23 protein-coding genes and 5 tRNA genes are annotated in these 23161 nt (G+C 70.3%); 20 read left to right on the top strand and 8 right to left on the bottom strand.

All coding sequences use genetic code 11. The features are described 5' to 3' along the window. Positions 1–125: 125 nt before the first annotated feature. From OO69_RS23405 to OO69_RS23360, 10 genes are all read left to right on the top strand, one after another. Entirely contained in the window at positions 126–311 is a 186-nt protein-coding gene (locus OO69_RS23405) for a hypothetical protein (protein WP_019058645.1), read from the top strand. Positions 312–390: 79 nt separating this feature from the next. Beyond that, the gene (locus OO69_RS23400) at positions 391–1167 is read left to right on the top strand and encodes a fumarylacetoacetate hydrolase family protein (RefSeq protein WP_033282696.1); all 777 of its coding nucleotides are present in this window, start codon (positions 391–393) and stop codon (positions 1165–1167) included. Then, positions 1151–2635, top strand: a complete 1485-nt coding sequence (gene gltX / locus OO69_RS23395) for a glutamate--tRNA ligase (RefSeq protein WP_033282695.1) — start codon at positions 1151–1153, stop codon at positions 2633–2635. Before OO69_RS23400 ends, gltX begins: the two co-directional genes overlap by 17 nt. Before the next feature lie 114 nt (positions 2636–2749). Next, a complete protein-coding gene (locus OO69_RS23390; protein ID WP_033282694.1) occupies positions 2750–3409 on the top strand; it encodes a DUF4241 domain-containing protein in 660 nt (219 codons plus the stop codon). 50 nt (positions 3410–3459) lie between these two features. Continuing rightward, positions 3460–4191, top strand: a complete 732-nt coding sequence (locus tag OO69_RS23385) for an HAD family hydrolase (protein ID WP_033282693.1) — start codon at positions 3460–3462, stop codon at positions 4189–4191. A gap of 91 nt (positions 4192–4282) precedes the next feature. Then, positions 4283–4354: transfer RNA gene (locus OO69_RS23380), tRNA-Gln, on the top strand. A gap of 42 nt (positions 4355–4396) precedes the next feature. Beyond that, positions 4397–4469, top strand: a tRNA-Glu gene (locus tag OO69_RS23375). A gap of 61 nt (positions 4470–4530) precedes the next feature. Beyond that, positions 4531–4603, top strand: a tRNA-Glu gene (locus OO69_RS23370). 20 nt (positions 4604–4623) lie between these two features. After that, positions 4624–4695: transfer RNA gene (locus OO69_RS23365), tRNA-Gln, on the top strand. Positions 4696–4722: 27 nt separating this feature from the next. Continuing rightward, positions 4723–4795 (top strand) — tRNA-Glu (locus OO69_RS23360). 155 nt (positions 4796–4950) lie between these two features. Here OO69_RS23360 and ndgR read toward each other — a convergent pair. After that, positions 4951–5667, bottom strand: coding sequence for an IclR family transcriptional regulator NdgR (gene ndgR, locus OO69_RS23355; RefSeq protein WP_019068721.1), 717 nt, complete (start codon positions 5665–5667; stop codon positions 4951–4953). 191 nt (positions 5668–5858) lie between these two features. On the opposite strand from ndgR, the gene leuC reads away from it, so the two are divergent. The 4 genes from leuC (at position 5859) to OO69_RS23335 (ending at position 9145) form a co-directional block, all read left to right on the top strand. Next, on the top strand, positions 5859–7283 hold the full coding sequence (gene leuC / locus OO69_RS23350; RefSeq protein ID WP_033282692.1) for a 3-isopropylmalate dehydratase large subunit: 1425 nt from the start codon (positions 5859–5861) through the stop codon (positions 7281–7283). A 5-nt stretch (positions 7284–7288) separates the two neighbouring features. Next, positions 7289–7882: a 3-isopropylmalate dehydratase small subunit gene (leuD, locus tag OO69_RS23345; RefSeq protein WP_033282691.1), complete on the top strand. Its 594-nt coding sequence runs from the start codon at positions 7289–7291 to the stop codon at positions 7880–7882. A 276-nt stretch (positions 7883–8158) separates the two neighbouring features. Beyond that, positions 8159–8389 carry a hypothetical protein gene (locus OO69_RS23340; protein ID WP_033282690.1) on the top strand — a complete coding sequence of 77 codons (231 nt, stop codon included), beginning with the start codon at positions 8159–8161 and terminating at the stop codon, positions 8387–8389. Positions 8390–8527: 138 nt separating this feature from the next. Further along, positions 8528–9145, top strand: coding sequence for an HU family DNA-binding protein (locus tag OO69_RS23335; protein ID WP_033282689.1), 618 nt, complete (start codon positions 8528–8530; stop codon positions 9143–9145). 103 nt (positions 9146–9248) lie between these two features. On the opposite strand, the gene OO69_RS23330 is transcribed toward OO69_RS23335, so the two are convergent. Both OO69_RS23330 and cofC read right to left on the bottom strand, forming a co-directional pair. Next, a complete protein-coding gene (locus OO69_RS23330; protein ID WP_033282688.1) occupies positions 9249–9452 on the bottom strand; it encodes a hypothetical protein in 204 nt (67 codons plus the stop codon). 19 nt (positions 9453–9471) lie between these two features. Further along, the gene (cofC, locus tag OO69_RS23325; RefSeq protein ID WP_033282687.1) at positions 9472–10110 is read right to left on the bottom strand and encodes a 2-phospho-L-lactate guanylyltransferase; all 639 of its coding nucleotides are present in this window, start codon (positions 10108–10110) and stop codon (positions 9472–9474) included. 144 nt (positions 10111–10254) lie between these two features. On the opposite strand from cofC, the gene OO69_RS23320 reads away from it, so the two are divergent. From OO69_RS23320 to OO69_RS23310, 3 genes are all read left to right on the top strand, one after another. Then, the gene (locus OO69_RS23320; protein ID WP_033282686.1) at positions 10255–11064 is read left to right on the top strand and encodes a lysophospholipid acyltransferase family protein; all 810 of its coding nucleotides are present in this window, start codon (positions 10255–10257) and stop codon (positions 11062–11064) included. Beyond that, the gene (locus OO69_RS23315) at positions 11061–12071 is read left to right on the top strand and encodes an NAD(P)H-dependent glycerol-3-phosphate dehydrogenase (RefSeq protein ID WP_033282685.1); all 1011 of its coding nucleotides are present in this window, start codon (positions 11061–11063) and stop codon (positions 12069–12071) included. The genes OO69_RS23320 and OO69_RS23315 overlap by 4 nt, the downstream gene beginning before the upstream one ends. A 181-nt stretch (positions 12072–12252) precedes the next feature. Continuing rightward, positions 12253–13410 carry a D-alanine--D-alanine ligase family protein gene (locus tag OO69_RS23310; protein WP_033282684.1) on the top strand — a complete coding sequence of 386 codons (1158 nt, stop codon included), beginning with the start codon at positions 12253–12255 and terminating at the stop codon, positions 13408–13410. 23 nt (positions 13411–13433) lie between these two features. Here the strand turns inward: OO69_RS23310 and OO69_RS23305 are convergent, their stop codons facing one another. Together OO69_RS23305 and OO69_RS23300 are read right to left on the bottom strand one after the other, a co-directional pair. Then, on the bottom strand, positions 13434–13925 hold the full coding sequence (locus tag OO69_RS23305; protein WP_033282683.1) for a DUF3515 domain-containing protein: 492 nt from the start codon (positions 13923–13925) through the stop codon (positions 13434–13436). A 20-nt stretch (positions 13926–13945) separates the two neighbouring features. Further along, on the bottom strand, positions 13946–14179 hold the full coding sequence (locus OO69_RS23300; protein ID WP_003997603.1) for an Lrp/AsnC family transcriptional regulator: 234 nt from the start codon (positions 14177–14179) through the stop codon (positions 13946–13948). Positions 14180–14391: 212 nt separating this feature from the next. On the opposite strand from OO69_RS23300, the gene OO69_RS23295 reads away from it, so the two are divergent. Continuing rightward, positions 14392–15357, top strand: a complete 966-nt coding sequence (locus OO69_RS23295; RefSeq protein ID WP_019058663.1) for a thiamine-phosphate kinase — start codon at positions 14392–14394, stop codon at positions 15355–15357. Continuing rightward, on the top strand, positions 15354–16139 hold the full coding sequence (gene thiD / locus OO69_RS23290; protein ID WP_033282682.1) for a bifunctional hydroxymethylpyrimidine kinase/phosphomethylpyrimidine kinase: 786 nt from the start codon (positions 15354–15356) through the stop codon (positions 16137–16139). Before OO69_RS23295 ends, thiD begins: the two co-directional genes overlap by 4 nt. Before the next feature lie 89 nt (positions 16140–16228). On the opposite strand, the gene rpmB is transcribed toward thiD, so the two are convergent. Continuing rightward, a complete protein-coding gene (gene rpmB / locus OO69_RS23285; RefSeq protein ID WP_033282681.1) occupies positions 16229–16414 on the bottom strand; it encodes a 50S ribosomal protein L28 in 186 nt (61 codons plus the stop codon). A gap of 260 nt (positions 16415–16674) precedes the next feature. On the opposite strand from rpmB, the gene OO69_RS23280 reads away from it, so the two are divergent. Further along, complete coding sequence (locus OO69_RS23280) at positions 16675–18363, top strand: DAK2 domain-containing protein (protein WP_033282680.1); 1689 nt, start codon at positions 16675–16677, stop codon at positions 18361–18363. Between the two features lie 15 nt (positions 18364–18378). On the opposite strand, the gene OO69_RS23275 is transcribed toward OO69_RS23280, so the two are convergent. Together OO69_RS23275 and OO69_RS23270 are read right to left on the bottom strand one after the other, a co-directional pair. Next, a complete protein-coding gene (locus OO69_RS23275) occupies positions 18379–21321 on the bottom strand; it encodes a tetratricopeptide repeat protein (RefSeq protein ID WP_033282679.1) in 2943 nt (980 codons plus the stop codon). Then, a complete protein-coding gene (locus tag OO69_RS23270; protein ID WP_033282678.1) occupies positions 21321–23138 on the bottom strand; it encodes an HSP90 family protein in 1818 nt (605 codons plus the stop codon). Before OO69_RS23270 ends, OO69_RS23275 begins: the two co-directional genes overlap by 1 nt. Positions 23139–23161: the final 23 nt, after the last annotated feature.

The following is a 23161-nucleotide window of genomic DNA, read 5'->3' as shown; positions in this document are numbered from 1 at the left end:
AACTCACACGCAGATCAGGGGTCCTTCGCGTCTTCGGCCGGGAATTGGATGTTTAGCCTGACGCTTTACATGAGGGCACATACTGCCAACCACCCACCCACGGACGACGAGGGTCAAGCACAACGATGAAGACCACGATGATGTTCCGCAACATCGCCAACCCGCGCCGCACGACCCTGGCACACCTCACGGACGCCGAGCCGCTGCAGACGCCGGAGCTGCAGGAACACTCCCTCGACCTGCCGGCCCAGACGGCCAACCCGCGCCGCACCATCCTCATGGAGATCCCGGTCACCGCCGCCGCGGAGTAATCGCGCGAGCAGGGGTCCCGCACCGCGTTAGCCTGGAGCGTCAGACTCCAGCCAGCTCAGTGAGGGGCGCCAGGATCCCGTGCGCATCGCCAGATTCTCCATCGACGGGAACGTCGCCTTCGGCGCGGTCGAGGGCGACAAGCCGGACGAGCTCGTCCTCGACATCATCAAGGGCATCCCGTTCGCGGACTTCGAGCTCTCCGGTACGAAGGTCCCGCTCAGCAAGGTCAGGCTGCTGCCGCCGGTCCTCCCGAACAAGGTCGTCGCCTACGGCCGCAACTACGCCGAGCACGCCCGGGAACTGGGCAACGACGTGCCGGACGTCCCCTTCGCCTTCTTCAAGCCGTCCACCTCGGTGATCGGCCCCGGCGACGACATCCAGTACCCCTCCTTCACCGAGGACCTCCACCACGAGGCCGAACTGGCCGTCGTCATCGGCCGGATGTGCCGCGAGGTCCCGCGCGAGCGCGTCAAGGACGTCATCCTCGGCTACACCTGCGCCAACGACATCACCGCGCGGGACGTCCAGAAGCGCGAGAAGCAGTGGGCCCGGGCCAAGGGCTTCGACACCTCCTGCCCGCTCGGCCCCTGGGTGGAGACGGACCTCGACCCGAGCGACCTCACCATCCAGCTCACGGTCAACGGCCAGCAGCGCCAGCTCGGCCGCACCAGCGAGATGATCCACTCGATCGAGGATCTCATCGTCAACATCACCGAGGCCATGACGCTGCTCCCCGGCGACGTGATCCTCACGGGCACCCCGGCAGGCGTCGGACCGCTCACCGTCGGCGACGAGGTCGCCGTCTCCATCGAAGGCATCGGCACTCTCACCAACAAGGTTGTCAAGCGTGGCTAGCGCACCCGTACGCGTCCGTTTCTGCCCGTCGCCGACCGGTAACCCGCACGTCGGCCTGGTCCGCACCGCCCTGTTCAACTGGGCGTTCGCCAAGCACCACCAGGGCACCCTGGTCTTCCGCATCGAGGACACCGACGCGGCCCGCGACTCCGAGGAGTCGTACGACCAGCTGCTCGACTCGCTGCGCTGGCTGGGCTTCGACTGGGACGAGGGCCCCGAGGTCGGCGGCCCGCACGCGCCGTACCGCCAGTCGCAGCGGATGGACATCTACAAGGACGTCGCCCAGAAGCTCCAGGACGCCGGCCGCGCCTACCACTGCTACTGCTCCACGGAGGAGCTGGACGCCCGCCGCGACGCCGCCCGCGCCGCCGGAAAGCCGTCCGGCTACGACGGCCACTGCCGCGACCTCAGCGCCGAGCAGGTCGACGCCTACAAGGCCGAGGGCCGCACGCCGATCGTCCGCTTCCGGATGCCCGACGAGACGATCACCTTCATCGACCTGGTCCGCGGCGAGCTGACCTTCACCGCGGAGAACGTGCCGGACTACGGCATCGTCCGGGCCAACGGCGCCCCGCTGTACACGCTGGTCAACCCGGTCGACGACGCCCTGATGGAGATCACCCACGTCCTGCGCGGCGAGGACCTGCTCTCCTCCACCCCGCGCCAGATCGCCCTCTACAAGGCGCTGATCGACCTGGGCATCGCCAAGGAGATCCCCTCCTTCGGGCACCTCCCGTACGTGATGGGCGAGGGCAACAAGAAGCTCTCCAAGCGCGACCCGGAGTCCTCGCTCAACCTCTACAGGGAGCGCGGTTTCCTCCCTGAGGGACTGCTCAACTACCTTTCCCTGCTGGGCTGGTCGCTCTCCGGCGACCGGGACGTCTTCTCGATGGACGAGATGGTCGCGGCCTTCGAGATCTCCGACGTGAACCCGAACCCGGCGCGCTTCGACCTGAAGAAGTGCGAGGCGATCAACGCCGACCACATCCGCCTGCTCGACGTGAAGGACTTCACCGAGCGCTGCGCGCCGTGGCTGAAGGCCCCCTTCGCCCCCTGGGCGCCGGAGGACTTCGACGAGGCCAAGTGGCAGGCCGTCGCGCCGCACGCGCAGACCCGCCTGAAGGTCCTCTCCGAGATCACGGACAACGTCGACTTCCTGTTCCTCGCCGAGCCGGTCGAGGACAAGGTGTCCTGGACGAAGGCCATGAAGGAGGGCTCCGACGCCCTTCTCCGCACGGCACGCGAGAGGTTGGAGTCCGCGGACTGGACCTCGCCCGAGTCCCTCAAGGAGGCCGTCCTGGCCGCCGGTGAGACCCACGGCCTCAAGCTCGGCAAGGCGCAGGCCCCGGTCCGCGTCGCCGTCACCGGCCGCACGATCGGGCTGCCGCTCTTCGAGTCCCTGGAGATCCTCGGCAAGGAGAAGACCCTCGCCCGGATCGACGCGGCCCTCGCCAAGCTGGCCGCGTAACGCACGCACGCGTGAAGGGGCGGCAGCCGCAACGGCCTGCCGTCCCTTCGGCGTTGTCAGTGCGGGGCGTTAGGGTTCCGGATCATTGAAGATCGTTCAGGAGAGGCACCTTTCATGCCGATGACCGCTCGTGACTACACCTGGCTGTTCACGCCGGGCAGCGAGTTCAGGGAGGACGAGACCGGCACGGTCGGCGTGATCCACCTCGTCGACGGCGGCCAACTCTGGCTCCCCACCGGCCAGGTGATCGCCTGCGACCCCTTCGTCGGCCTCGGCCAGGGCGAGGCGGAACCCTTCACGGTCGCCGTCGCCCCCGGCCACTACCGCGTAGAAGCGGCCGTCGCCACCCTCACCCAGCCCGACCAACTCCCGTCCGACGACCCGCACTTGCGCGTGGCCGCCGCCCGCCTGGTCATACGGGACGAGCCGACCGCCGCCTGGGAACTCGCCCTCCAGCCCGGCCAGGACCTCGCCGAACTCACGGAGGACGAGTTCTACGGCTATGGGGTCGACGCCGGCACGGGCGCGTTCTACGACGCGTCGGTCGACGGCTCCTTCCCGGAGTGCGAGGGCGACGAGGGCCCGCTGTGGGACGCCTTCGAGCAGAGCAAGTGGGCCCCGGGACCCCACCTGATCACCGCCCCCGACACCGGTCACAACCTGATCGCCTTCACCTCGGGCTGGGGCGACGGCGCGTATCCGACCTTCATCGGCCGTACGGCGGCCGGTGAAGTCACCTGCTTCGTCACGGACTTCTTCGTCGCCCCCGTGTGACAGCAGGTGGGGGGCAGACGCGCCCCCGGGCCCCGGGTTACCGTCGGATCATGACCATTCGGGCCGTTGTCTGGGACGTCGACGACACCTTGTTCGACTACACGGGTGCGGACCGCGCGGCCATGCGCGAGCACCTGCTGGCCGAGGGACCGGCCGACGGGGACGGGAGCCTGGCGGACGCCCTGGAGCGCTGGCGGGTGGCCACCGAGTTCCACTGGGCGCGCTTCTCGGCCGGCGAGGTCTCCTTCGAGGGACAGCGGCTGGACCGCGTCCGGCAGTTCCTGGACCGGGAGTTGACCGACGCCGAGGCCGAGGACTGGTTCCGGCGCTACAAGGCCCACTACGAGACCGCCTGGGCCCTCTTCCCGGACGTCCTGCCCGTCCTGGACGCCCTCGCGGCCACCCACCGGCACGCCGTCCTCTCGAACTCCAGCCTCACCGTCCAGGACCGCAAACTGCGCGCCCTCGGTGTCCACGACCGCTTCGAGGCCGTCCTGTGCGCGGCCGAGCTGGGCGTCTCCAAACCCGAGGCCGGCGCCTTCCTCGCGGCCTGCGAGGCGCTGGACCTGCCGCCGCACGAGGTCGCGTATGTCGGAGATCACCCCGAGATCGACTGGCGGGGTGCCGCGGACGCCGGACTGCTGTCCGTGTGGATCGACCGTCACGGCGGTCACACCCCTGGTGAGGCCTTCGTGGGGCGCCACCGGATCGCCTCGCTCGCCGAACTCCCCGCGATCCTCGGCGCTGATACCCGTTTTGGAGCCCCGTCCACCTTCAGGTAATGTTCTTCCTGCGCCGCCGGAGAGCAGACCGAAAGGTCAGCCACCTGGGGGCGAACGCTAGAACAAGATCCCGACAGGGATTGCGTCTTAGTGGCCTATGGTGTAATTGGCAGCACGACGGTTTCTGGTTCCGTTAGTCTAGGTTCGAGTCCTGGTAGGCCAGCTCGCAGAGCTCATCTGCAACCGCAGAGGTCAACTCTGCAAAGCCCCCGTTGTGTAGCGGCCTAGCACGCTGCCCTCTCACGGCAGTAGCGCCGGTTCGAATCCGGTCGGGGGTACAGATCCTTCCCAGGAAGGTGGTCGGGTCGCACCCGCCGCCTCTCATGCAGGATCGCTAGGGCCCCCGTTGTGTAGCGGCCTAGCACGCTGCCCTCTCACGGCAGTAGCGCCGGTTCGAATCCGGTCGGGGGTACGCTTTACCTTGAATCACCTTGGTCTATGGTGTAATTGGCAACACTACGGTTTCTGGTACCGTCATTCTAGGTTCGAGTCCTGGTAGACCAGCTTTGATCTGCGGAAACGTACGATCTGGCCCCCGTTGTGTAGCGGCCTAGCACGCTGCCCTCTCACGGCAGTAGCGCCGGTTCGAATCCGGTCGGGGGTACATACAGCAGAGCCCCTCCACTTCGGTGGAGGGGCTTTCGCGTTGTCCGCCCGGTGTGTCAACTCGGCCTGGTTCACCAGGAGTTCGGGGTCCGGACATGACGAAGGGCCTGCCGCGGCGTTGAGGCAGGCCCTCCTCGAGATCTTCCCGGCGGATCAGCCGGTGCGGCGCAGGGCCTCGGAGAGGCGGGCGGCGGCGTCGATGACCGCCTGGGCGTGCATACGGCCCGGGTGGCGCGTCAGGCGCTCGATGGGGCCGGAGACGGACACGGCGGCCACCACGCGGTTCGAGGGGCCGCGCACCGGCGCGGAGACGGACGCGACGCCCGGCTCGCGCTCGCCGATCGACTGGGCCCAGCCCCGGCGCCGTACGCCCGAGAGGGCCGTGGCCGTGAAGCGGGCGCCCTGGAGGCCGCGGTGCAGGCGCTCCGGCTCCTCCCAGGCCATCAGGATCTGCGCGGACGAACCGGCTTTCATGGTGAGTGTGGAGCCGACCGGGACCGTGTCCCGAAGGCCGGACAGGCGTTCCGCGGCGGCGACGCAGATGCGCATGTCGCCCTGGCGGCGGTAGAGCTGCGCGCTCTCGCCCGTGATGTCCCGCAGGTGTGTGAGCACCGGGCCCGCCGTGGCGAGCAGGCGGTCCTCGCCGGCGGCCGCGGCCAGCTCGGCGAGACGGGGGCCGAGGATGAACCGGCCCTGCATGTCGCGCGCCACCATGCGGTGGTGTTCCAAAGCCACGGCCAGCCGGTGTGCCGTGGGTCGTGCCAGCCCGGTCGCCGCGACCAGACCCGCGAGGGTGGCCGGACCGGACTCCAGAGCGCCCAGGACAAGGGCTGCCTTGTCCAGGACGCCGACGCCGCTACTGTTGTCCATGAAACGATACTCGCGTCTCACTCTGTGAAACGCAAGTTCCTTTTTTCGTGAGACGCGCAACTCTTGTAGGCACAGCGGCCCGCGTACCGAACGGGCCAGGCGGCGGCTGCCCGTGAACCAGGGGTGCGAGCGCCGTCTCCTCAAAGATCTCTAGTTGGGCCGGCGCTGTCTTGCCGGCCGGAGGGAAAGCGATGGGTAGGACACTCGCGGAGAAGGTCTGGGACGACCATGTCGTCCGGCGCGCCGAGGGCGAGCCCGACCTCCTCTTCATCGATCTGCACCTGCTGCACGAGGTGACCAGCCCGCAGGCCTTCGACGGTCTCCGTCAGGCGGGCCGTCCGGTGCGGCGCCTCGACCTCACCATCGCCACCGAGGATCACAACACCCCGACCCTCGACATCGACAAGCCCATCGCGGACCCGGTCTCCCGGGCCCAGCTGGAGACGCTGCGCAAGAACTGCGCGGACTTCGGCGTACGCCTGCACTCCCTGGGCGACGTCGAGCAGGGCGTCGTCCACGTCGTAGGGCCGCAGCTGGGGCTGACCCAGCCCGGTACCACGGTCGTGTGCGGTGACTCCCACACCTCCACGCACGGCGCCTTCGGGGCGCTGGCTTTCGGTATCGGCACCTCCCAGGTGGAGCACGTGCTGGCCACCCAGACGCTGCCGCTGGCCCGTCCGAAGACCATGGCCATCACGGTCGACGGCGAACTGCCCGACGGCGTCACCGCCAAGGACCTGATCCTCGCCATCATCGCGAAGATCGGCACCGGCGGCGGCCAGGGCTACATCCTCGAATACCGCGGCTCCGCCATCGAGAAGCTCTCGATGGAAGCCCGCATGACCATCTGCAACATGTCGATCGAGGCCGGCGCCCGCGCGGGCATGATCGCCCCCGACGAGACCACCTTCGAGTACATCAAGGGCCGCGCCCACGCCCCCGAGGGCGAGGACTGGGACGCCGCCGTCGCGTACTGGAAGACCCTGAAGACCGACGCGGACGCGGAATTCGACGCCGAGGTCGTCATCGACGGTCCCTCGCTGGCGCCGTTCGTCACCTGGGGCACCAACCCCGGTCAGGGCGCGCCGCTTTCGGCGTCCGTCCCCGACCCGGCTTCGTACGAAGACGCTTCGGAGCGCTTCGCCGCCGAAAAGGCCCTGGAATACATGGGGTTGGAGGCCGGCCAGCCGCTGCGCGACATCAAGGTGGACACCGTCTTCGTAGGTTCGTGCACCAACGGCCGTATCGAGGACCTGCGTGCGGCCGCCGCGATCGTCGAGGGACGCAAAGTCGCCGACGGCGTACGGATGCTGGTCGTCCCGGGCTCCGCGCGGGTCGGTCTCCAGGCCGTCTCCGAGGGCCTGGACGTCGTGTTCAAGGAGGCCGGCGCCGAGTGGCGGCACGCGGGCTGCTCGATGTGTCTGGGCATGAACCCGGACCAGTTGGCGCCCGGTGAGCGCTCCGCGTCCACCTCCAACCGCAACTTCGAGGGCAGGCAGGGCAAGGGCGGCCGTACGCACCTCGTCTCGCCGCAGGTCGCCGCCGCGACCGCCGTGCTGGGTCACCTGGCCTCGCCCGCCGACCTGTCCGACGCCCCTGTGCCCGCTGGAGTCTGAGAGTCATGGAAGCATTCACCACGCACACCGGCCGGGCCGTCCCGCTGCGCCGCAGCAACGTGGACACCGACCAGATCATCCCCGCCCACTGGCTCAAGAAGGTGACCAGGGACGGCTTCGAGGACGGCCTCTTCGAGGCCTGGCGCAAGGACGAGAACTTCATCCTCAACCGCCCCGAGCGCAAGGGCGCCACGGTCCTGGTGGCCGGCCCCGACTTCGGTACGGGCTCCTCGCGTGAGCACGCCGTGTGGGCGCTGCAGAACTACGGCTTCAAGGCCGTCATCTCCTCGCGCTTCGCCGACATCTTCCGCGGCAACTCGCTCAAGAACGGCCTGCTCACGGTGGTTCTGGAGCAGAAGATCGTGGACGCGCTGCAGGACCTCACCGAGAAGGACCCGCAGGCCGAGGTCACGGTCGACCTGGAGGCCCGCGAGGTGCGCGCCGAAGGCATCACCGCCGCCTTCGAACTCGACGAGAACGCCCGCTGGCGGCTGCTGAACGGCCTGGACGACATCTCCATCACCCTCCAGAACGAGGGCGACATCGCCACGTACGAGGCCAAGCGCCCCTCGTACAAGCCGCGGACGGTCCAGGTCTGACCCGAAGGACCTCACGAGGCCTTCCCCGAGTCGAGATTCGGCCACGCGACACCCCCGTCTGTACCCCCGATCGCCACGATTGGGGGTACAGCCATGTCTGCACCCGAACGGCCCTGCGCGCCTGCAACGCTTTGCTCAACTCCCTGTGTTAGACAGGGTGTTGACGGGGTAGGCGCAGCTTTGAGCCAAGGCTGCCGCCGGGCTCCGGAACGCTGTCTGAGGCACCAGTTGCTACCCCCGCAGGCGACAACTCGCCCCAGATGGCACAATCTGTGCATGGAACACGACGGCCAACTCAAGCTCTATGCGGCAGTCGCGGACCAACTCAAGGAAGCGCACACAAGGGTGCGCGCACTGCAAGTCCCGGAGGGCGTACGGATGGCGCTGGCCCGGAAGCTGCTGGTCATTACGGCCGCGGCCAAGCACGATCTCGCCGACGCGACAAGGCGGCTGGACCGGTTCACAGAGGACCTCGACGCGGGTCGATTCCCGGAAGAGGAACGCTGAAACAAGTCCAGGACAGCCGAAATCGTTGCGGCGCACGGGTGATTAGCCCGTTTCGTGTTTGATTTGCGGTATATATCTGCCTAACGTGCGAAAAAGCCGGAGCAGTTTCGTTCCGGCAATGTCTCCGAAGGGGAAGACGTGAACAAGGCGCAGCTCGTAGAAGCGATTGCGGACAAGGTCGGTGGCCGTCAGCAGGCCGCCGAGGCGGTCGACGCGGTTCTGGACGCAGTCGTCCGTGCCGTCGTCAATGGGGACCGGGTTTCGGTCACCGGCTTCGGTTCGTTCGAGAAGGTCGACCGTCCGGCCCGTTACGCCCGCAACCCCCAGACGGGCGAGCGGGTTCGGGTCAAGAAGACCTCCGTGCCGCGCTTCCGCGCGGGCCAGGGTTTCAAGGACCTGGTGAGCGGCTCGAAGAAGCTCCCGCGCGGCGGCGAGGTCGCCGTCAAGAAGGCGCCCAAGGGCAGCCTGAGCGGCACCGCTTCGGCGACGGTCAAGAAGGCCGCGGCCAAGAAGACCACCGCCAAGAAGGCGACGGGCGCCGCGAAGAAGACCGTGGCGAAGAAGACGGTCGCCAAGAAGACGGTGGCCAAGAAGGCCACCGCCAAGAAGGCGACCGCCAAGAAGACCACGGCGACGGCCAAGAAGACGGCGGCCAAGAAGGCCACCGGCACGGTCAAGAAGGCTGCGGCCAAGAAGGCCCCCGCCAAGAAGTCGGCGACGCGCAAGACCACCGCCAAGAAGGCCACCACCCGCTAGTCACGGGGCGCAGGGCACTCACGCGCCGGGCCGGACTCCCTCTGGGAGTCCGGCCCGCGGCGTGTTCAGGGGCGTACGGAAGGGCCGCGTACGGAAAGGGCGTTCAGAAGGTCTGCAGCGTCACCAGCGTGACCCTGAGGCCGTCCCTGGGCCCCTCGGTCTCGATCCGCACCCGCTGCCCCGGCCGCAGCAGCCGCAGCCCGCCCGCGTCGAACGCGGCGGCGTCGAAGGACACCGGGGTGCCGTCGTCGAGCAGCACACTTCCGGTACGGGTCCCGGCGTCGTAGGTGTAAGCGGTCGCCTGCATGGGCGCAGCCTACTGCCGGTCACTGCCCCGGAATCAGCAGCCCCGCCGCCGCTGCCGCCGTGCGCGGGCCCACCCCGAGGGCCAGGGCCGCCCGCAGGTCCTCGCCGGTGTCCACGTCCTGGCGTACGGAATCCACCGCGTCCAGGGTGAGTTCGCTCGCCCCGGAGGCACGATGACGGGCGCGGGAATCCGTGCCGAAAGCCGGGCGCAATTCGCGGCCCTCTCGTGCGGTGAGCAAGGTGGTGCCGATTGCGGCCGCGTCCGGGAGAAAAGCGCGCGGGAATTCGGCGGCCGCGTGCAGGACGCGGGCCAATTCCGCGGGGCGCAGAGCCGGCAGATCGGCGTTCAGGGCCGCCACGGAGCTTTCGGGTCGGGAAACCCGCACGACCGCCGCCGCGTGCCGCAGAGCGGCGTTCAGGCCGCCTCCCGGCTCGTCCGCGACGATACGGGCGCCCAGCGCGGCCAGTTCGCGGCCGGCCAGGGCGTCGTCCGTGACGACCGCCACATCGCGCACCGCCGGGCAGGCCAGCGCGGCCGCCACGGTGTCCTGGGCGAAGGCGAGGGCGAGGCCCGGGCGCAGCCCGTCGCCCGCGGTGTCCGAGAGCCTGCTCTTGGCGCGCGCCAGAGGCTTCAGGGGGATGACCAAGGTCCACTGCACGGGCGTTCCGCCCCTCTCTTGTCGCGGCCATTGTCACCCGGCACCCCTGGCGGTGTCGGTGGCGGGGCGTACGGTGTTCTCGACAGACCGACGGCCTGGGGCGACACTTGTGCGGCCCCCCAGGTCCAAGAGGAAGGTGTTCGCGTGCCCCGCCGCAGAATCGGGTTCTGGTACCGCTTCGCAGCGGTCCTCTGCAAACCGCCGCTGGTGGTTCTGATCAAGCGGGACTGGGGCGGAATGGAACACATTCCGGCCGAGGGCGGGTTTATCACCGCGGTGAACCACAATTCACAAGTGGACCCCTTCGCATACGGACACTTTCAGTACAACACCGGACGTGTTCCGCGATTCCTGGCGAAGAGCAGCCTTTTCGGGAAGGGATTCGTCGGGGCCGCGATGCGTGGCACCGGACAGATCCCCGTCTACCGCGAGACCACGGACGCGTTGAGTGCCTTCCGCGCCGCGATCGCCGCTGTGGAACGCGGTGAGTGCGTCGCGTTCTATCCCGAGGGCACCATCACCCGGGACCCCGACCAATGGCCCATGACCGCCAAGACCGGTGCCGCGCGCGTGGCCCTGCAGACCCAGTGCCCGGTGATTCCCGTAGCGCAGTGGGGCGCCAACGAGTTGCTCCCGCCGTACGCCAAGAAGTTGCACGTCTTCCCGCGCAAGACCAGCCATGTGCTCGCGGGCCCGCCGGTGGACCTCACGCGGTTCTACGGCAAGGAGATGACCCCGGACCTCCTCAAAGAGGCGACCGAGGTCATCATGGCCGACATCACCCGCCTGTTGGAGCGGATCCGCGACGCGAAGGCGCCCGAGGTGCCCTACGACCCGCGCCGCGAGCGGATCGAGCAGCGGCGCCGGACGGCCGCGGAGACACAGGAGTTGGAGGCTCAGGCCCACGCGGCACTCGAGCCGAAGGTAGAGCAGGAAGAGGGGCAGGGCACGTGAGCAAGCCGGTCAAGGCGGCTGTCTTCAGCGCCGGTTCGTGGGGCACGGCTTTCGGCATGGTGCTCGCCGACGCGGGGTGCGAGGTCACGCTGTGGGGGCGTCGCGCGGAGGTCGTCGAGGCCATCAACTCCACGCGTACGAACCCCGATTACTTCCCCGGTGTCGAACTCCCGGAGAACCTGCGGGCCACCACCGACGCCGCCGAGGCCGCCGCCGACGCCGACTTCACCGTCCTGTCGGTGCCTTCGCAGACGCTGCGCGCCAACTTGGCCGACTGGGCACCCCTGTTGGCGCCCGACACGGTCCTCGTCTCGCTCATGAAGGGCGTCGAGCTCGGCTCCGTGATGCGGATGAGCGAAGTCATCGAGGACGTCGCGAAGGTCGGCCGGGACCGGATCGCCGTGGTCTCCGGGCCCAACCTCGCGCGCGAGATCGCCTCCCGGATGCCGGCCGCGGCGGTGGTCGCGTGCACCGACGAAGCGGTGGCCCGGCGGCTCCAAACCGCTTGCCACACGCCGTACTTCAGGCCGTACACCATCACCGACGTCGTGGGCTGTGAGCTCGGTGGCGCGGTGAAGAACGTGATCGGGCTCGCCGTCGGTATCGCGGACGGGATGGGGCTCGGGGACAACGCGAAGGGGTCGCTCATCACCCGGGGGCTTGTCGAGACGACGCGGCTCGGGCTGGCGATGGGGGCGGATCCGTTGACGTTCTCCGGGCTTGCGGGTCTTGGTGACCTGGTGGCCACTTGCTCGTCGCCGTTGTCGCGCAATCACACCTTCGGGACGAACCTCGGTAAGGGCATGACCCTTCAGGAGACGATCGCGGTCACCAAGCAGACCGCGGAGGGGGTCAAGTCCTGTGAGTCCGTGCTGGACTTGGCCCGTCGGCACGATGTCGATATGCCGATCACGGAGACGGTGTTCGAGATCGTGCACGAGGGGAAGTCGCCGGTAGTCGCCGTCAAGGAGCTGATGTCTCGGAGCGCCAAGCCTGAGCGGCGCTGAGCGCTCCACTGGGGTGCCGCATGGGGTTGTCGGGCGGCTGCGGCTCCGTCGTGGCTTGTCGCGCAGTTCCTCGCGCCCCTTTGGGGCGCTGTCCGACCGCATGTTTCAAGGCGCGGTCTGAACCGCCGCTCGTCAACGGACGCTGACTCAAAGCACTACCACCGGGTACTCTCATCGCGATATGAGCACCGAGAACCTCTCCCAGAGCCCTGAGCAGCCGCCTCGTAAGCCGCGTGTGGCCGTCGTGTTCGGCGGTCGCAGCTCCGAACACGGGATCTCCGTGGTCACCGCCGGCGCCGTCCTCGCGGCCATCGACCGGGACAAGTACGACGTCCTGCCGATCGGCATCACCCGCGAAGGCCGCTGGGCCCTGACCGCCGACGCCCCGGAGCGGATGGCGATCACCGACCGCCGTACCCCGGACGTCGACGAACTCGCCGAGTCGAGCGAGGGCGGCGTGGTGCTCCCGCTCGACCCCGGAAACCGTGAAGTCGTCGTCAGCGAACCGGGATCCGTGCCGAAGGCCCTCGGCGAGGTCGACGTCGTCTTCCCCGTCCTGCACGGCCCCTACGGCGAGGACGGCACCCTGCAGGGACTCCTGGAGCTGTCCGGTGTGCCGTACGTGGGCGCGGGTGTGCTCGCCTCGGCCGTCGGCCAGGACAAGGAGTACATGAAGCGGGTGTTCACCTCGTTCGGCCTCAAGGTCGGCCCCTACGTGGTGATCCGGCCGCGCGAGTGGCAGCGGGACCAGTCCGCCGCACGCAAGAAGATCGTCGACTTCGCGGGTGAGCACGGCTGGCCGCTGTTCGTGAAGCCCGCGCGCGCGGGGTCCTCGATCGGTATCACCAAGGTCGACGACCTGGCCGGTCTCGACGAGGCGATCGAGGAGGCGCAGCGGCACGACCCGAAGATCCTCGTGGAGGCCGCGCTGCGCGGCCGCGAGATCGAGTGCGGGGTGCTGGAGTTCGAGGACGGGCCGCGCGCGAGCGTGCCGGCCGAGATTCCGCCGCCCCAGGAGCACGCCTACTACGACTTCGAGGCGAAGTACATCGACTCGACCCCCGGTATCGTGCCCGCCCCGCTGACGCCGGAGGAGACCGCCGAGGTCCAGCGGCTCGCGGTGGACGCCTTCGACGCGGCCTCCTGCGAGGGGCTCGTGCGGGCCGACTTCTTCCTTACCGAAGACGGCGAGTTCGTCATCAACGAGATCAACACGATGCCCGGGTTCACGCCGATCTCGATGTACCCGAAGATGTGGCAGGCAAGCGGCGTCCCCTACGGGGAGTTGGTCGACCTGCTGGTGCAGGCGGCGCTGCGCCGGTCGACAGGGCTTCGCTGAGGCCGAGGTCGAGGTCGAGCCGGTCAGTCGGCGATCCCCGCGGGGATCGCCTTCTTGACGGACTTCGCGAGGTCGACCAGGGGCGCCATGCCGTCTCCGGTGCGGTCCTTCGGGATGGTCACCTCCACGTAGGCCTTCCGCAGCGTCGTGGTGAAGCGGAAGGAGCCGTCGTCCTCCTTCTGGAGGAGCCAGCCGACACCGTTCACCTCGACGCCGTCGGCCTCCGGGTCGTTCATCTTCGCGGGTCTGACGACACCGCAGCGCAGTATGATCGCCGGGTTCCCCCAGCCCGCGGTCAGTGCTGACGCGGGCTCGGGATCCCGGCGGCCCTGGTCGTCGACCTTCGACGGCAGCATCTTGTCCAGGTTCCGGCACAGCCCGGTGACCTTCGCGCCCGGCGAGGGAACCGCCGCCGACGCGCTGTCGTCTGCTGAGGAGCAGCCCGCGACGGTGATCAGCGCGGCGAGCACGGACAGCCCGATGACAGAACGGTGCCGGTGACGGAGAGAGTTCACCGGCCAAGGGTAGACGGGGGCTACAGATGCACCACCGGGCAGGTCAGGGTGCGGGTGATGCCGTCCACTTGCTGGACTTTGGCGACCACCATGCGGCCGAGGTCGTCGACCGTGTCGGCCTGGGCCCGCACGATCACGTCGTACGGTCCTGTCACGTCCTCGGCCTGGATCACTCCAGGGATCTTGCTGATCGTTTCGGCGACGGTCGACGCCTTGCCGACCTCCGTCTGGATCAGGATGTACGCCTGTACCACGGAACCTCCAGGGCGGCCACGAGGATCATGTGGGGAAAAGGAACGCCACGGTATCGCGTCGCCGCTCGCCGCGGGGAGACCCGCGGAGGCCCGACACGACCTGGTCCCCGTGCCGGGGCGCGGGCACGACTGAAGTCGACGGTCATCTCGACCGTACCGAGCACACGGACGGCTCGCGACCGGGCGCTGCCGTCACGAGAAGAGGACGAACGATGAAGGGCACCGTCGGTGAGTTGGGGGAGTTCGGGCTCATCAGGGAGCTCACTTCCCGGCTCACCACCACCCCCGCGGTCCGGGTCGGCCCCGGCGACGACGCCGCGGTCGTGGCCGCGCCCGACCGCAGGGTCGTGGCGAGCACCGACATCCTGCTGGAGGGCCGCCACTTCCGCCGCGACTGGTCCACCGCCTACGACGTCGGACGCAAGGCCGCCGCGCAGAACCTCGCGGACATCGCCGCCATGGGCGCCGTACCGACCGCGCTGCTCCTCGGCCTGGTCGTACCGGCCGAACTCCCGGTCACCTGGCCCATGGAGCTGATGGACGGCCTGCGCGACGAGTGCCAGGTCGCGGGCGCCTCGGTGGTCGGCGGGGATGTCGTACGGGGCGACACGATCATGGTGTCGATCACCGCGCTCGGCGATCTGCGCGGCCGGGAGCCGGTCACCCGGGGCGGTGCGCAGCCCGGTGACGTGGTCGCCGTGACGGGGTGGCTGGGCTGGTCCGCGGCAGGGTTCGCGGTGCTGTCGCGGGGCTTCCGCTCGCCGCGCGCCTTCGTGGAGGCGCACCGGCGCCCCGAACCGCCGTACCACGCGGGTCCGGCGGCGGCCGGGCTCGGGGCGACCTCGATGTGCGACGTCAGCGACGGGCTGATCGCCGACCTCGGGCACATCGCGGAGGCCAGCAAGGTCCGGATCGACATCCGGTCGGGCGCGATCGACGTCCCTACGCAGATGAACGACATCGGGCAGGCCGTCGGCGTCGACCCCATCCAGTGGGTGCTCACCGGGGGAGAGGACCACGCGATCGTGGCGACCTTCGCGCCGGACGTGAAGCTGCCCGCCCGCTGGAAGGTGATCGGCGAGGTCCTCAACCCTTCCGCGCTGCCCCAGGTGACGGTCGACGGGGCACCGTGGACCAGCAAGGGCGGCTGGGACCACTTCGGGGACATCGAGTCGTGAAGCCCCGTGTGCTGACGGTCGCGGGCTCCGACTCCGGTGGAGGGGCCGGAATCCAGGCCGACTTGAAGACGATGCTCGCGCTCGGCGTGCACGGCATGAGCGTCGTCACGGCGGTCACCGCGCAGAACTCCCGCGGTGTGCAAGGCGCTTGGGAACTTCCGGCGGAGGCGGTGCGCGCCCAGTACCGCAGCGTCGTCGACGACATCGGCGTCCAGGCCGTGAAGACCGGGATGCTCGCGTCGGCCGAACTCGTCGAGGCGGTCGCGGAGTTGATCGGCGGCACGGACGTCCCCACGGTCGTCGACCCGGTCGGCATCTCGAAGCACGGGGACTCACTGCTGGCGGACTCCGCGCTGGACGCCGTACGGACGAAGCTGCTGCCGGTGGCGACCGTGGCCACGCCGAACCTGGACGAAGTGACGCAACTCACCGGCGTACGGGTCGAGTCGGAGGGGCAGTTGCGCGAGGCCGCGGCGGCCGTGCTGTCGTACGGGCCGCGTTGGGTGTTGATCAAGGGCGGTCATCTGCCCGGTGACGCCGTCGATCTGCTCACCGATGGCTCCGAGGAGCACTGGCTGCGGGCGGCCCGGCACGACAACCGGCACACCCATGGGACCGGCTGCACGCTCGCTTCGGCGATCGCGTCACAGCTCGCCAAGGGGGAGTCGGTGCCGGAGGCGGTGACGGCGGCGAAGGCGTATGTCACGGGGGCGATCGCGGCGGGGTTCGCGCTCGGTGGCGGGATCGGGCCGGTGGATCACGGATGGCGTTTCCGGGGCTGACCGGCTCCGGGGTACGGCAAAAAGCCGGCCCACACGAGGTGGACCGGCTCGATGCAGCGAACCAGCAGTGGCCGCGCGCTAGCAGTACGTCAGCGCGAGACCTTGCCGGCCTTGATGCACGAGGTGCAAGCGTTCACGCGCTTCGGCGTCCCACTGACCACCGTACGGACGCGCTGGATGTTCGGGTTCCAGCGACGCGGTGTACGGCGGTGCGAGTGCGAGATGTTGTTGCCGAAGCCCGGCCCCTTGCCGCAGACGTCGCAGTTGGCAGCCACGGGTCACTCCAAAGACTTCAGATGCACAGATGCACTTACGGATGATCCCGGCATGCCGGGATCGAGATCGTAGGATCTGGAAGTGGCACTGCCAGGGGGGATGGCCCGATCGGGATCGGGCAACCGGAGCAGCATACAACGACCGCGCCAGTACAACGAAACTACCATGCCTGGTCGGGGGCCCGCTCCGGCCCTCCTCGGGCCCGGGCCGTTCCGGGGTCTACGCTGCGTTGCCAGTCCAGCAGCTCAAGGAGGCGCAGGTGCCGCAGGTGCCGCAGACATTCTTCGATGCTCTCGCGGTGCGCACCTGGTGCGGTCTCGCGCTGCGGGCGCTGGGGCGTGCGCGCGAGGAGATCGACGCGATCAACGTGTACCCGGTGGCCGACGGGGACACCGGCACCAACCTGTACCTGACCATGGAGTCCGCCGTCGCCGCGGTCGAGGCGGTGTTCGACGGACACGGCACCCTGGCCGAGCGGAAACCGCCGCTGGCCGACGCCGCCCGCGCGATGGCCCACGGAGCGCTCATAGGGGCGCGCGGCAACTCCGGGACGATCCTCGCGCAGCTGCTCCGGGGCATGGCCCAGGTCCTCGCCGCCGACGGTGAGACGGCTCACACGGACGGAGAAGGTCTACGGCTCGCTCTGCGCCGTGCGGCCGACTCCGCCCGGCACGCGGTGGCCCACCCGGTCGAGGGCACGGTCCTCTCGGTCGCCTCGGCGGCGGCGGACGCGGCCGACGGCACCGAGGGCGACTGCGGGAGCGTGGCACGGGCCGCCTACGGGGGAGCGTGCGCGGCGCTGGCCGCGACCCCGGGGCAGCTGGCCGTCCTGGAGCGCGCGGGAGTCGTGGACGCGGGCGGGCGGGGGCTGGTGGCGGTGCTGGCCGCGCTGGTGGAGACGTTCACCGGAGAGGTGCCGGTTTTCGCGGCGCACGCACGCGTGGAGGCTGTTCCGGCTTCCGGCTCTCCTGGTGTCGCCGATGTCACCCTGTGCGGTGACGGTCCGGAAGCTGTTCAGGAGGGTGGCCCCGCCTTCGAGGTGATCTACCTCCTGGAGGCCGACGACTCCGCCGTGACGCGACTGAGGCAGCGGCTCGACGCCCTCGGTGACTCGCTCGTCGTGGTCGGCGGCGACGGCCTGTGGAACGTGCACGTGCACGTGGACGACGCGGGCGCCGCCGTCGAAGCGGGCGTCGAGGCCGGCCGGCCGTACCGGATCCGGATCACGCACTTCGGGCTCGGTGACGTGCACACCACCGGTGCCGAACGGCCGCCCAGGGAGCGCGCGCAGCGGGCCGTCGTCGCCGTGGTGCCGGGGGAGGGGCTCGCGGGTCTCTACGGCGAGGCCGGCGCGACCACCGTGCTCGCGCGCCCGGGGGAGCCGCCCGCCAGCGGGGAGTTGGTGGCGGCCGTACGGCGGGCACACGCGCGTGAGGTCGTGCTGCTGCCCAATGACGCCGAGCTGCGGCACACCGCCGCCGCTGCCGCCGAGCAGGCCCGGGCCGAGGGCATCCGGGTCGCGCTGATCCCGACGCGCTCCGCGGTCCAGGGGATCGCGGCGCTCGCCGTGCACGAGCCGGAGCGGCGGTTCGACGAGGACGTCGTCTCGATGACCTCGGCGGCGGGCGCGACCCGGTACGCCGAGGTCGCCGTCGCCGAGCGCCAGTCCTGGACCATGGCCGGGATCTGCCAGGCCGGGGATGTGCTGGGGCTCGTCGACGGCGATGTGGCGGTGATCGGCGCCGATGTCACGGCCACCGCCCGGGCCGTCCTGGACCGCATGCTCGCGGCCGGCGGCGAGCTGGTCACGCTGGTCCTGGGCGACGAGGCACCCGTGAGCGTCGCCGACATCCTGGAGATGCACGTCCGGGAGACGTACCTCGCCGTCGACACGGTGGTGTACCGGGGCGGGCGACAGGGTGCCCTGCTGCTCATCGGTGTGGAGTAGGCCCCCCAACTCCCCCTATTTCTCCGTCTGTTCCTCCATCAGCTGGAGCAGCTGCTCGGCCTCGGCGCGACGGGACCGTACCGTCTCGTCGCCGTCGTCGGCACCCTCGTAGGCCTTGAGTACGCCACGCGCGCGTGCCGCCGCGTCGGCGGGGCGGCTGAGGTCGGCCTCCAGCCAGCCCGCGGCGAGTTCGGCGCCGGTGCGGGTGTGCACCGCGCCCTCCCCAAGGGCGGCGAAGACGGTGACCGACTCCGCGGTCTGGGTCAGGGCGTCCTCGAACGCGGCCTGGATCGCGGTGTCCTCGGCCTCCTCGGCGACGGAACGGGCCAGCAGTTCGCCGAACTGCCGGTGAGTGTGGCCGAGTTCACCGGTGAGCCGCTGCCGCGCCTCCTGGTCGTCGGTCACGAGCAGCGCGGCCTCGCACTCCTCGATCGCGCCCGCCATCAACTCCCGCGCGCGGTCCAGCCCTTGGTCCGCGCGCAACGCCAGCCACGCGCGGGCGCGCAGCGAGCGGACCAGCCCGTGCACGTTCCCCAGTGAGCGCCACAGGTCGCCCGCGCGCTCGTACGCCTGGTCCGCCTCGGCGGGCAGTTCCGCGTGGCCCAGGGACTCGGCGGCGAGGTGGGCGAGGGTCGCGTGGTCGTTCTGCTCGGGCCAGGTCCGGGCGATCTCGGCCGCCTGCAAGCGCCGTTCGGCGGCGGCCCGGTGCTCGCCCAGCTCGCTGAGACAGTCGCCGAGCCACCACTGCGTCTGGACGATCGCTCCGTCGCCGTGCGTCTCGGCGCTCAGGTCGGGCAGGGCCGACTCCAGCACCTCGGCGGCCTCGGCCCAGCGGCCCTGGCGCAGCAGGAGGCCGCCGAGCTGGTGCCGCGCCCAGGCTCCCAGCGTCGGGCCCTCGCCGGCCTCGTCGGACCAGTGCGCGGCCTCCAGGGCGTGCTCAGCGGCCTCCTCGGACCGCCCCCGGCCCCCGAGCACCTCGGCGAGCTGGAGATGCAGCTGAGCCCGCCCAGGGGCCTCCAGATACGGCCCACCGTGCTCCAGCGCCGCCCGCAGCGCCCGCTCCGCCTCCGTGATATCGCCGAGCTGATGGGCGAGCCCGGCCAGCCGGGCCTCGTACTCCACCGCGAACCACGGCAGCCCCGCGCCCACGAACGCCGTCGACGCCTTCGCGAACAGCCGCACGGCCGTCTCCAAGTCCCCCGCCCGCACCGCGAGTTCGGCCAGCATCGCCTGACCCTCGGCACCCCGCGCGGCCAGCCGCACATCGGCCACGTCACCCGGAAGGGGCTGCCCCTCGACCAGGGCCAGCACCTCCCGTACGGCGGCTTCGGCGGCGGCCAGGTCCCCGCCGGCGGGGGTGTGGTCGGGGGAGTCCCCGTGGACCCTGCGCATCAGGATGCGCGCCCGGCTCATCAGCACGGCCGCCGTCTGCCGTACGCCCGTGCCGTCCTCGGAGTACAGGGCGAGGACCCCGTCGTACGGCTCGGCGATCGCCGCGAGGGCCTCGTCGACCTCGCCCGTGAGAGCGCGTACGTACGCTCCACGCGCGCGTGCCGCCCATGCCTCCCCGGGGTCGCCCGCCTCGGCGAACAGCTCGGCCGCGTGCTCGAAGAGGCCGATGCCCTCGGGGCCCTGGTCCATCGCCTGGTGGTCGGCGATCTCGGCGCGGTCGCGGGCGGACAGCTCGACGCCCTCGGCGGCCCGGGAGACCGCCAACCAGGCCTCCACGGCGTGCGGTTGGAGGGTGTCGGACAGGCGTCGCGCCTCTGTGAGGAGCGCGGTGAGGTCCTTCTCCGGGATGACCTCGGGTGCCGTGGTCGGTACCGGTGCCGTGACCGGCCGGGCCGCCGAACGCACTCCCAGGGGGAGCCGTTCCACCAGCGGCCGCTGGTCCATGCGCGCGCGTGCCCGGTCGCCGACGTGGGTCGTGCCGTTGCGCTGGTCGAAGCGGGCGGCCAGCGCGAGGGTCTCCACGCGTGCGTGGACGGCGAGTTCGCGTGCCGTCCAGGTACGGCCGGTCGGCCCGGGCACCTGCTGGTCGCCGAGGCCCAGCTCGGTCAGGCGGTCCATCAGCAGGGTCACCACGGACAGGAAATCCAGCCCGCTGCCAGGATTCCCGGAGTCCGTGAAGTACACCGGACGCTCCGCGAGCAGCTCCAGACCGCGCGCCTCGTTGCCGCTCAGCGCGCAGAACTCCACATGGTCCGCGTAGGCGGCCCGCATGCTCTCCATGGGCCGTACGAGACGGAAGCCCCGCAGGTGATGGGCGCGGGCCTCGTCGGCGCGCCCGAGGCGCAGCAGCGGCGCCAGGGAGGACGCCAGCGCGGCGTGCGGCTCGTGGGCGCAGGTCAACTCGCCCTCCAGGACCGGCGCCCACAGGTCGAGCGCCTCGGCGTACCGTTCCTGCTTCACCTGCCACTCGCCCTGGGCGTGCAGTTCGCACGCGTGGCAGTCGGCCATGGTGTCGCGGTCTGCGGCCAGCCACGCGGCGTACGCCCGCTCGGCCCGCGCCAGGTCCCCGATGTGCGAGGCGACGCTGAACTCGGCGCTGCGGACGGCCCGTTCGGAGTGTCCGGCCAGCCGGTAGCGGTGCTCCATCTCGCCGAGCCACTTCTCGATCGACGCGAGCGGGATGTGCGGCTGGCCGAGCATGCCGGACGACATCCACTTGAAGACCCAGTGCAGCGAGTGGACCTCGTACTCGTCGAAGTCCTCGGGCCGTTCGTCCCACATGCGCAGCAGGCGCGCGAAGGGGACGAACATCTTGTCCTTCTCGGAGCTGTAGTTGTAGACCTTCAGCTGGTGTCCGAGCGCCTCGATGACGGCGAGCGGGATGTCCAGCTTCTCGGCCTCCGCGAGCAGGTGCTCCGCGCGCGCGTTGCGGGCCGGGCCCTCCGGCTCCTCGGAGTTCTCCGCCATCGCCCGGCGCAGCGCGTCGAAGTCCGTGATCCCTGTCATCAGTGGTCGCCCTCCCCGTGTGTGGCCCACTCCAGGAGGCCGATGAACGCCCGGTTCAGCAGAGCCGAATCGGCGGGGCGCAGTGGTCGCTGCGCCATCAGGAGTGCCTGCCCGTAGAGCGACTCCGTGGCCGTCCCGATCAGGTCCCGGTCCCTCAGCGAACTGATCCGCCGGATCAGCGGGTTGAGGTGGTTGAGCACGAGACGCGCGCGTGGAGCACTGCCCCGCAGCGAGCCCAGGATGCCCGCCCACAGGTCGTCGGCCTGTTCCTCGGCCTCCGCGCGGGCCTGCTCGTGCCGGGCCGAGCGGTCGTCCAGGTGCAGCGCGGGCACCGACAGCGGATGGAACGCCCGGAGGACCACATCGCAGCCCAGGGGGTCCAGCTTGGCCCGCGCGGCGGCCAGGAAGTCCGCCAGGGCCAGTTCCTCGGCCGGGTCGACCGAGTCCAGGTGCGCGGTCACGGTGTCCGAGTCCAGCTCGGCGACCACCGTCCCCGGGCGCACCGACGGCAGCGCCTCGACCAGCTCGCCGTCGTAGGTGTAACCGCCGTTGATCACGCCGATGCCCTGCGCGGACGCGATGGGGGCGACCTGCCGGTACTCCTCGACGGTCCGCGTGAAGTGCACCACCGGGTGCCGCTGCGCGAACTCCTCCAGGGACACCCGTCCGTCGGTCGTCTCGAACGGGAGCCACGGCAGCATCGTGCGCAGCATCTCCTTGTCGTGCCGCGCCAGGGACTTGACCCCCAGGTGGTGCACCGACAGGAACGCGGCGAGCCGCTCCGGATCACCCGCCGCGAGCCCGGTCAGCCAGCCCCGGATCCGCTCCCCGAGCGCCTCCCGTACGGCGGCCAGCGTCTCGTCCTCGTACAGCGACTCGCGCGATGCCGTGGGCCGCAGACTGTCCGTGTCCAGCACACAGCGCACGAAGAACGCCCAGTCGGGCAGCAGCTGTTCGGCCCGCTCGGTGAGCAACATGCCCTTCAGATGCACCCGGTGACTCGCCCGCTGCGCCGGACTCACGGCACCGGGAAGGACGTAGGCCACCCCGCGAATCCCCGCGAGCGGCACGGAGAGGTCGATCGAGTCCAACGGCGTGAACCCGAACAGCTCGTGACAGTGCCGCGCCAGCGCCACCCTCCGGGTGCTGGGACTCGGGTACGGCCGGTCCCAGGGAGCGGGCAGATCGGTGACCGCCTCGCCGTCCACGCGCACGTCGTACGGCAGCAGCGCCCCGAAGTCCCGCGCCAGCGCGAGGACCTTCTCCTTGGTGAGCCACTCGGCGGCGCCCGCGCGGGCCACCAGGTGCACGGTGGTGCCCGGTTCGGGGCGTTCGGCGTCGGGCAGGGTCCGCACGGTGTACGAACCGTCGTCGGTCGCCGTCCACTCCACGGGCGGCGCGTCCGGCGTACGGGCGCTGCGGCTGACGACCCGGATCCGCTCGGCGACCACGAAACAGGCGAGCAGCCCGATGCCGAACTGCCCGAGGAAGTCGGAACGGGCCTCCTGGAGCCCGTCGGCGCGCTTGGAGCTACGGCCGATGGTGGCAAGGAGGTTGTGCACGTCCGCCTCGGTGAGGCCGACGCCGGAGTCCTCGACGCGCAGGGTGCCCCCGTCGGCGAACAGCCGCACCAGGGCAGGGGAGTCGGGCTGCTCGGCCCGGCGGGCGGTGATCGCGTCCACGGCGTTCTGCAGCAGTTCGCGCAGATAGACCTTGGGGCTCGAGTAGAGGTGATGGGAGAGCAGGTCCACCAGACCGCGCAGGTCGACCTGGAACGTGTGAGGTGACTGGGATGACTGTGAGGTCTGGGAGTCCATCGTCGCAGCGCCGAGGTGGGGGA

Source organism: Streptomyces sp. NRRL F-525 (genome assembly GCF_000716605.1).
In the GTDB taxonomy this organism is placed as follows: domain Bacteria; phylum Actinomycetota; class Actinomycetes; order Streptomycetales; family Streptomycetaceae; genus Streptomyces.
This window is presented reverse-complemented; position numbering and strand designations above follow the sequence as displayed.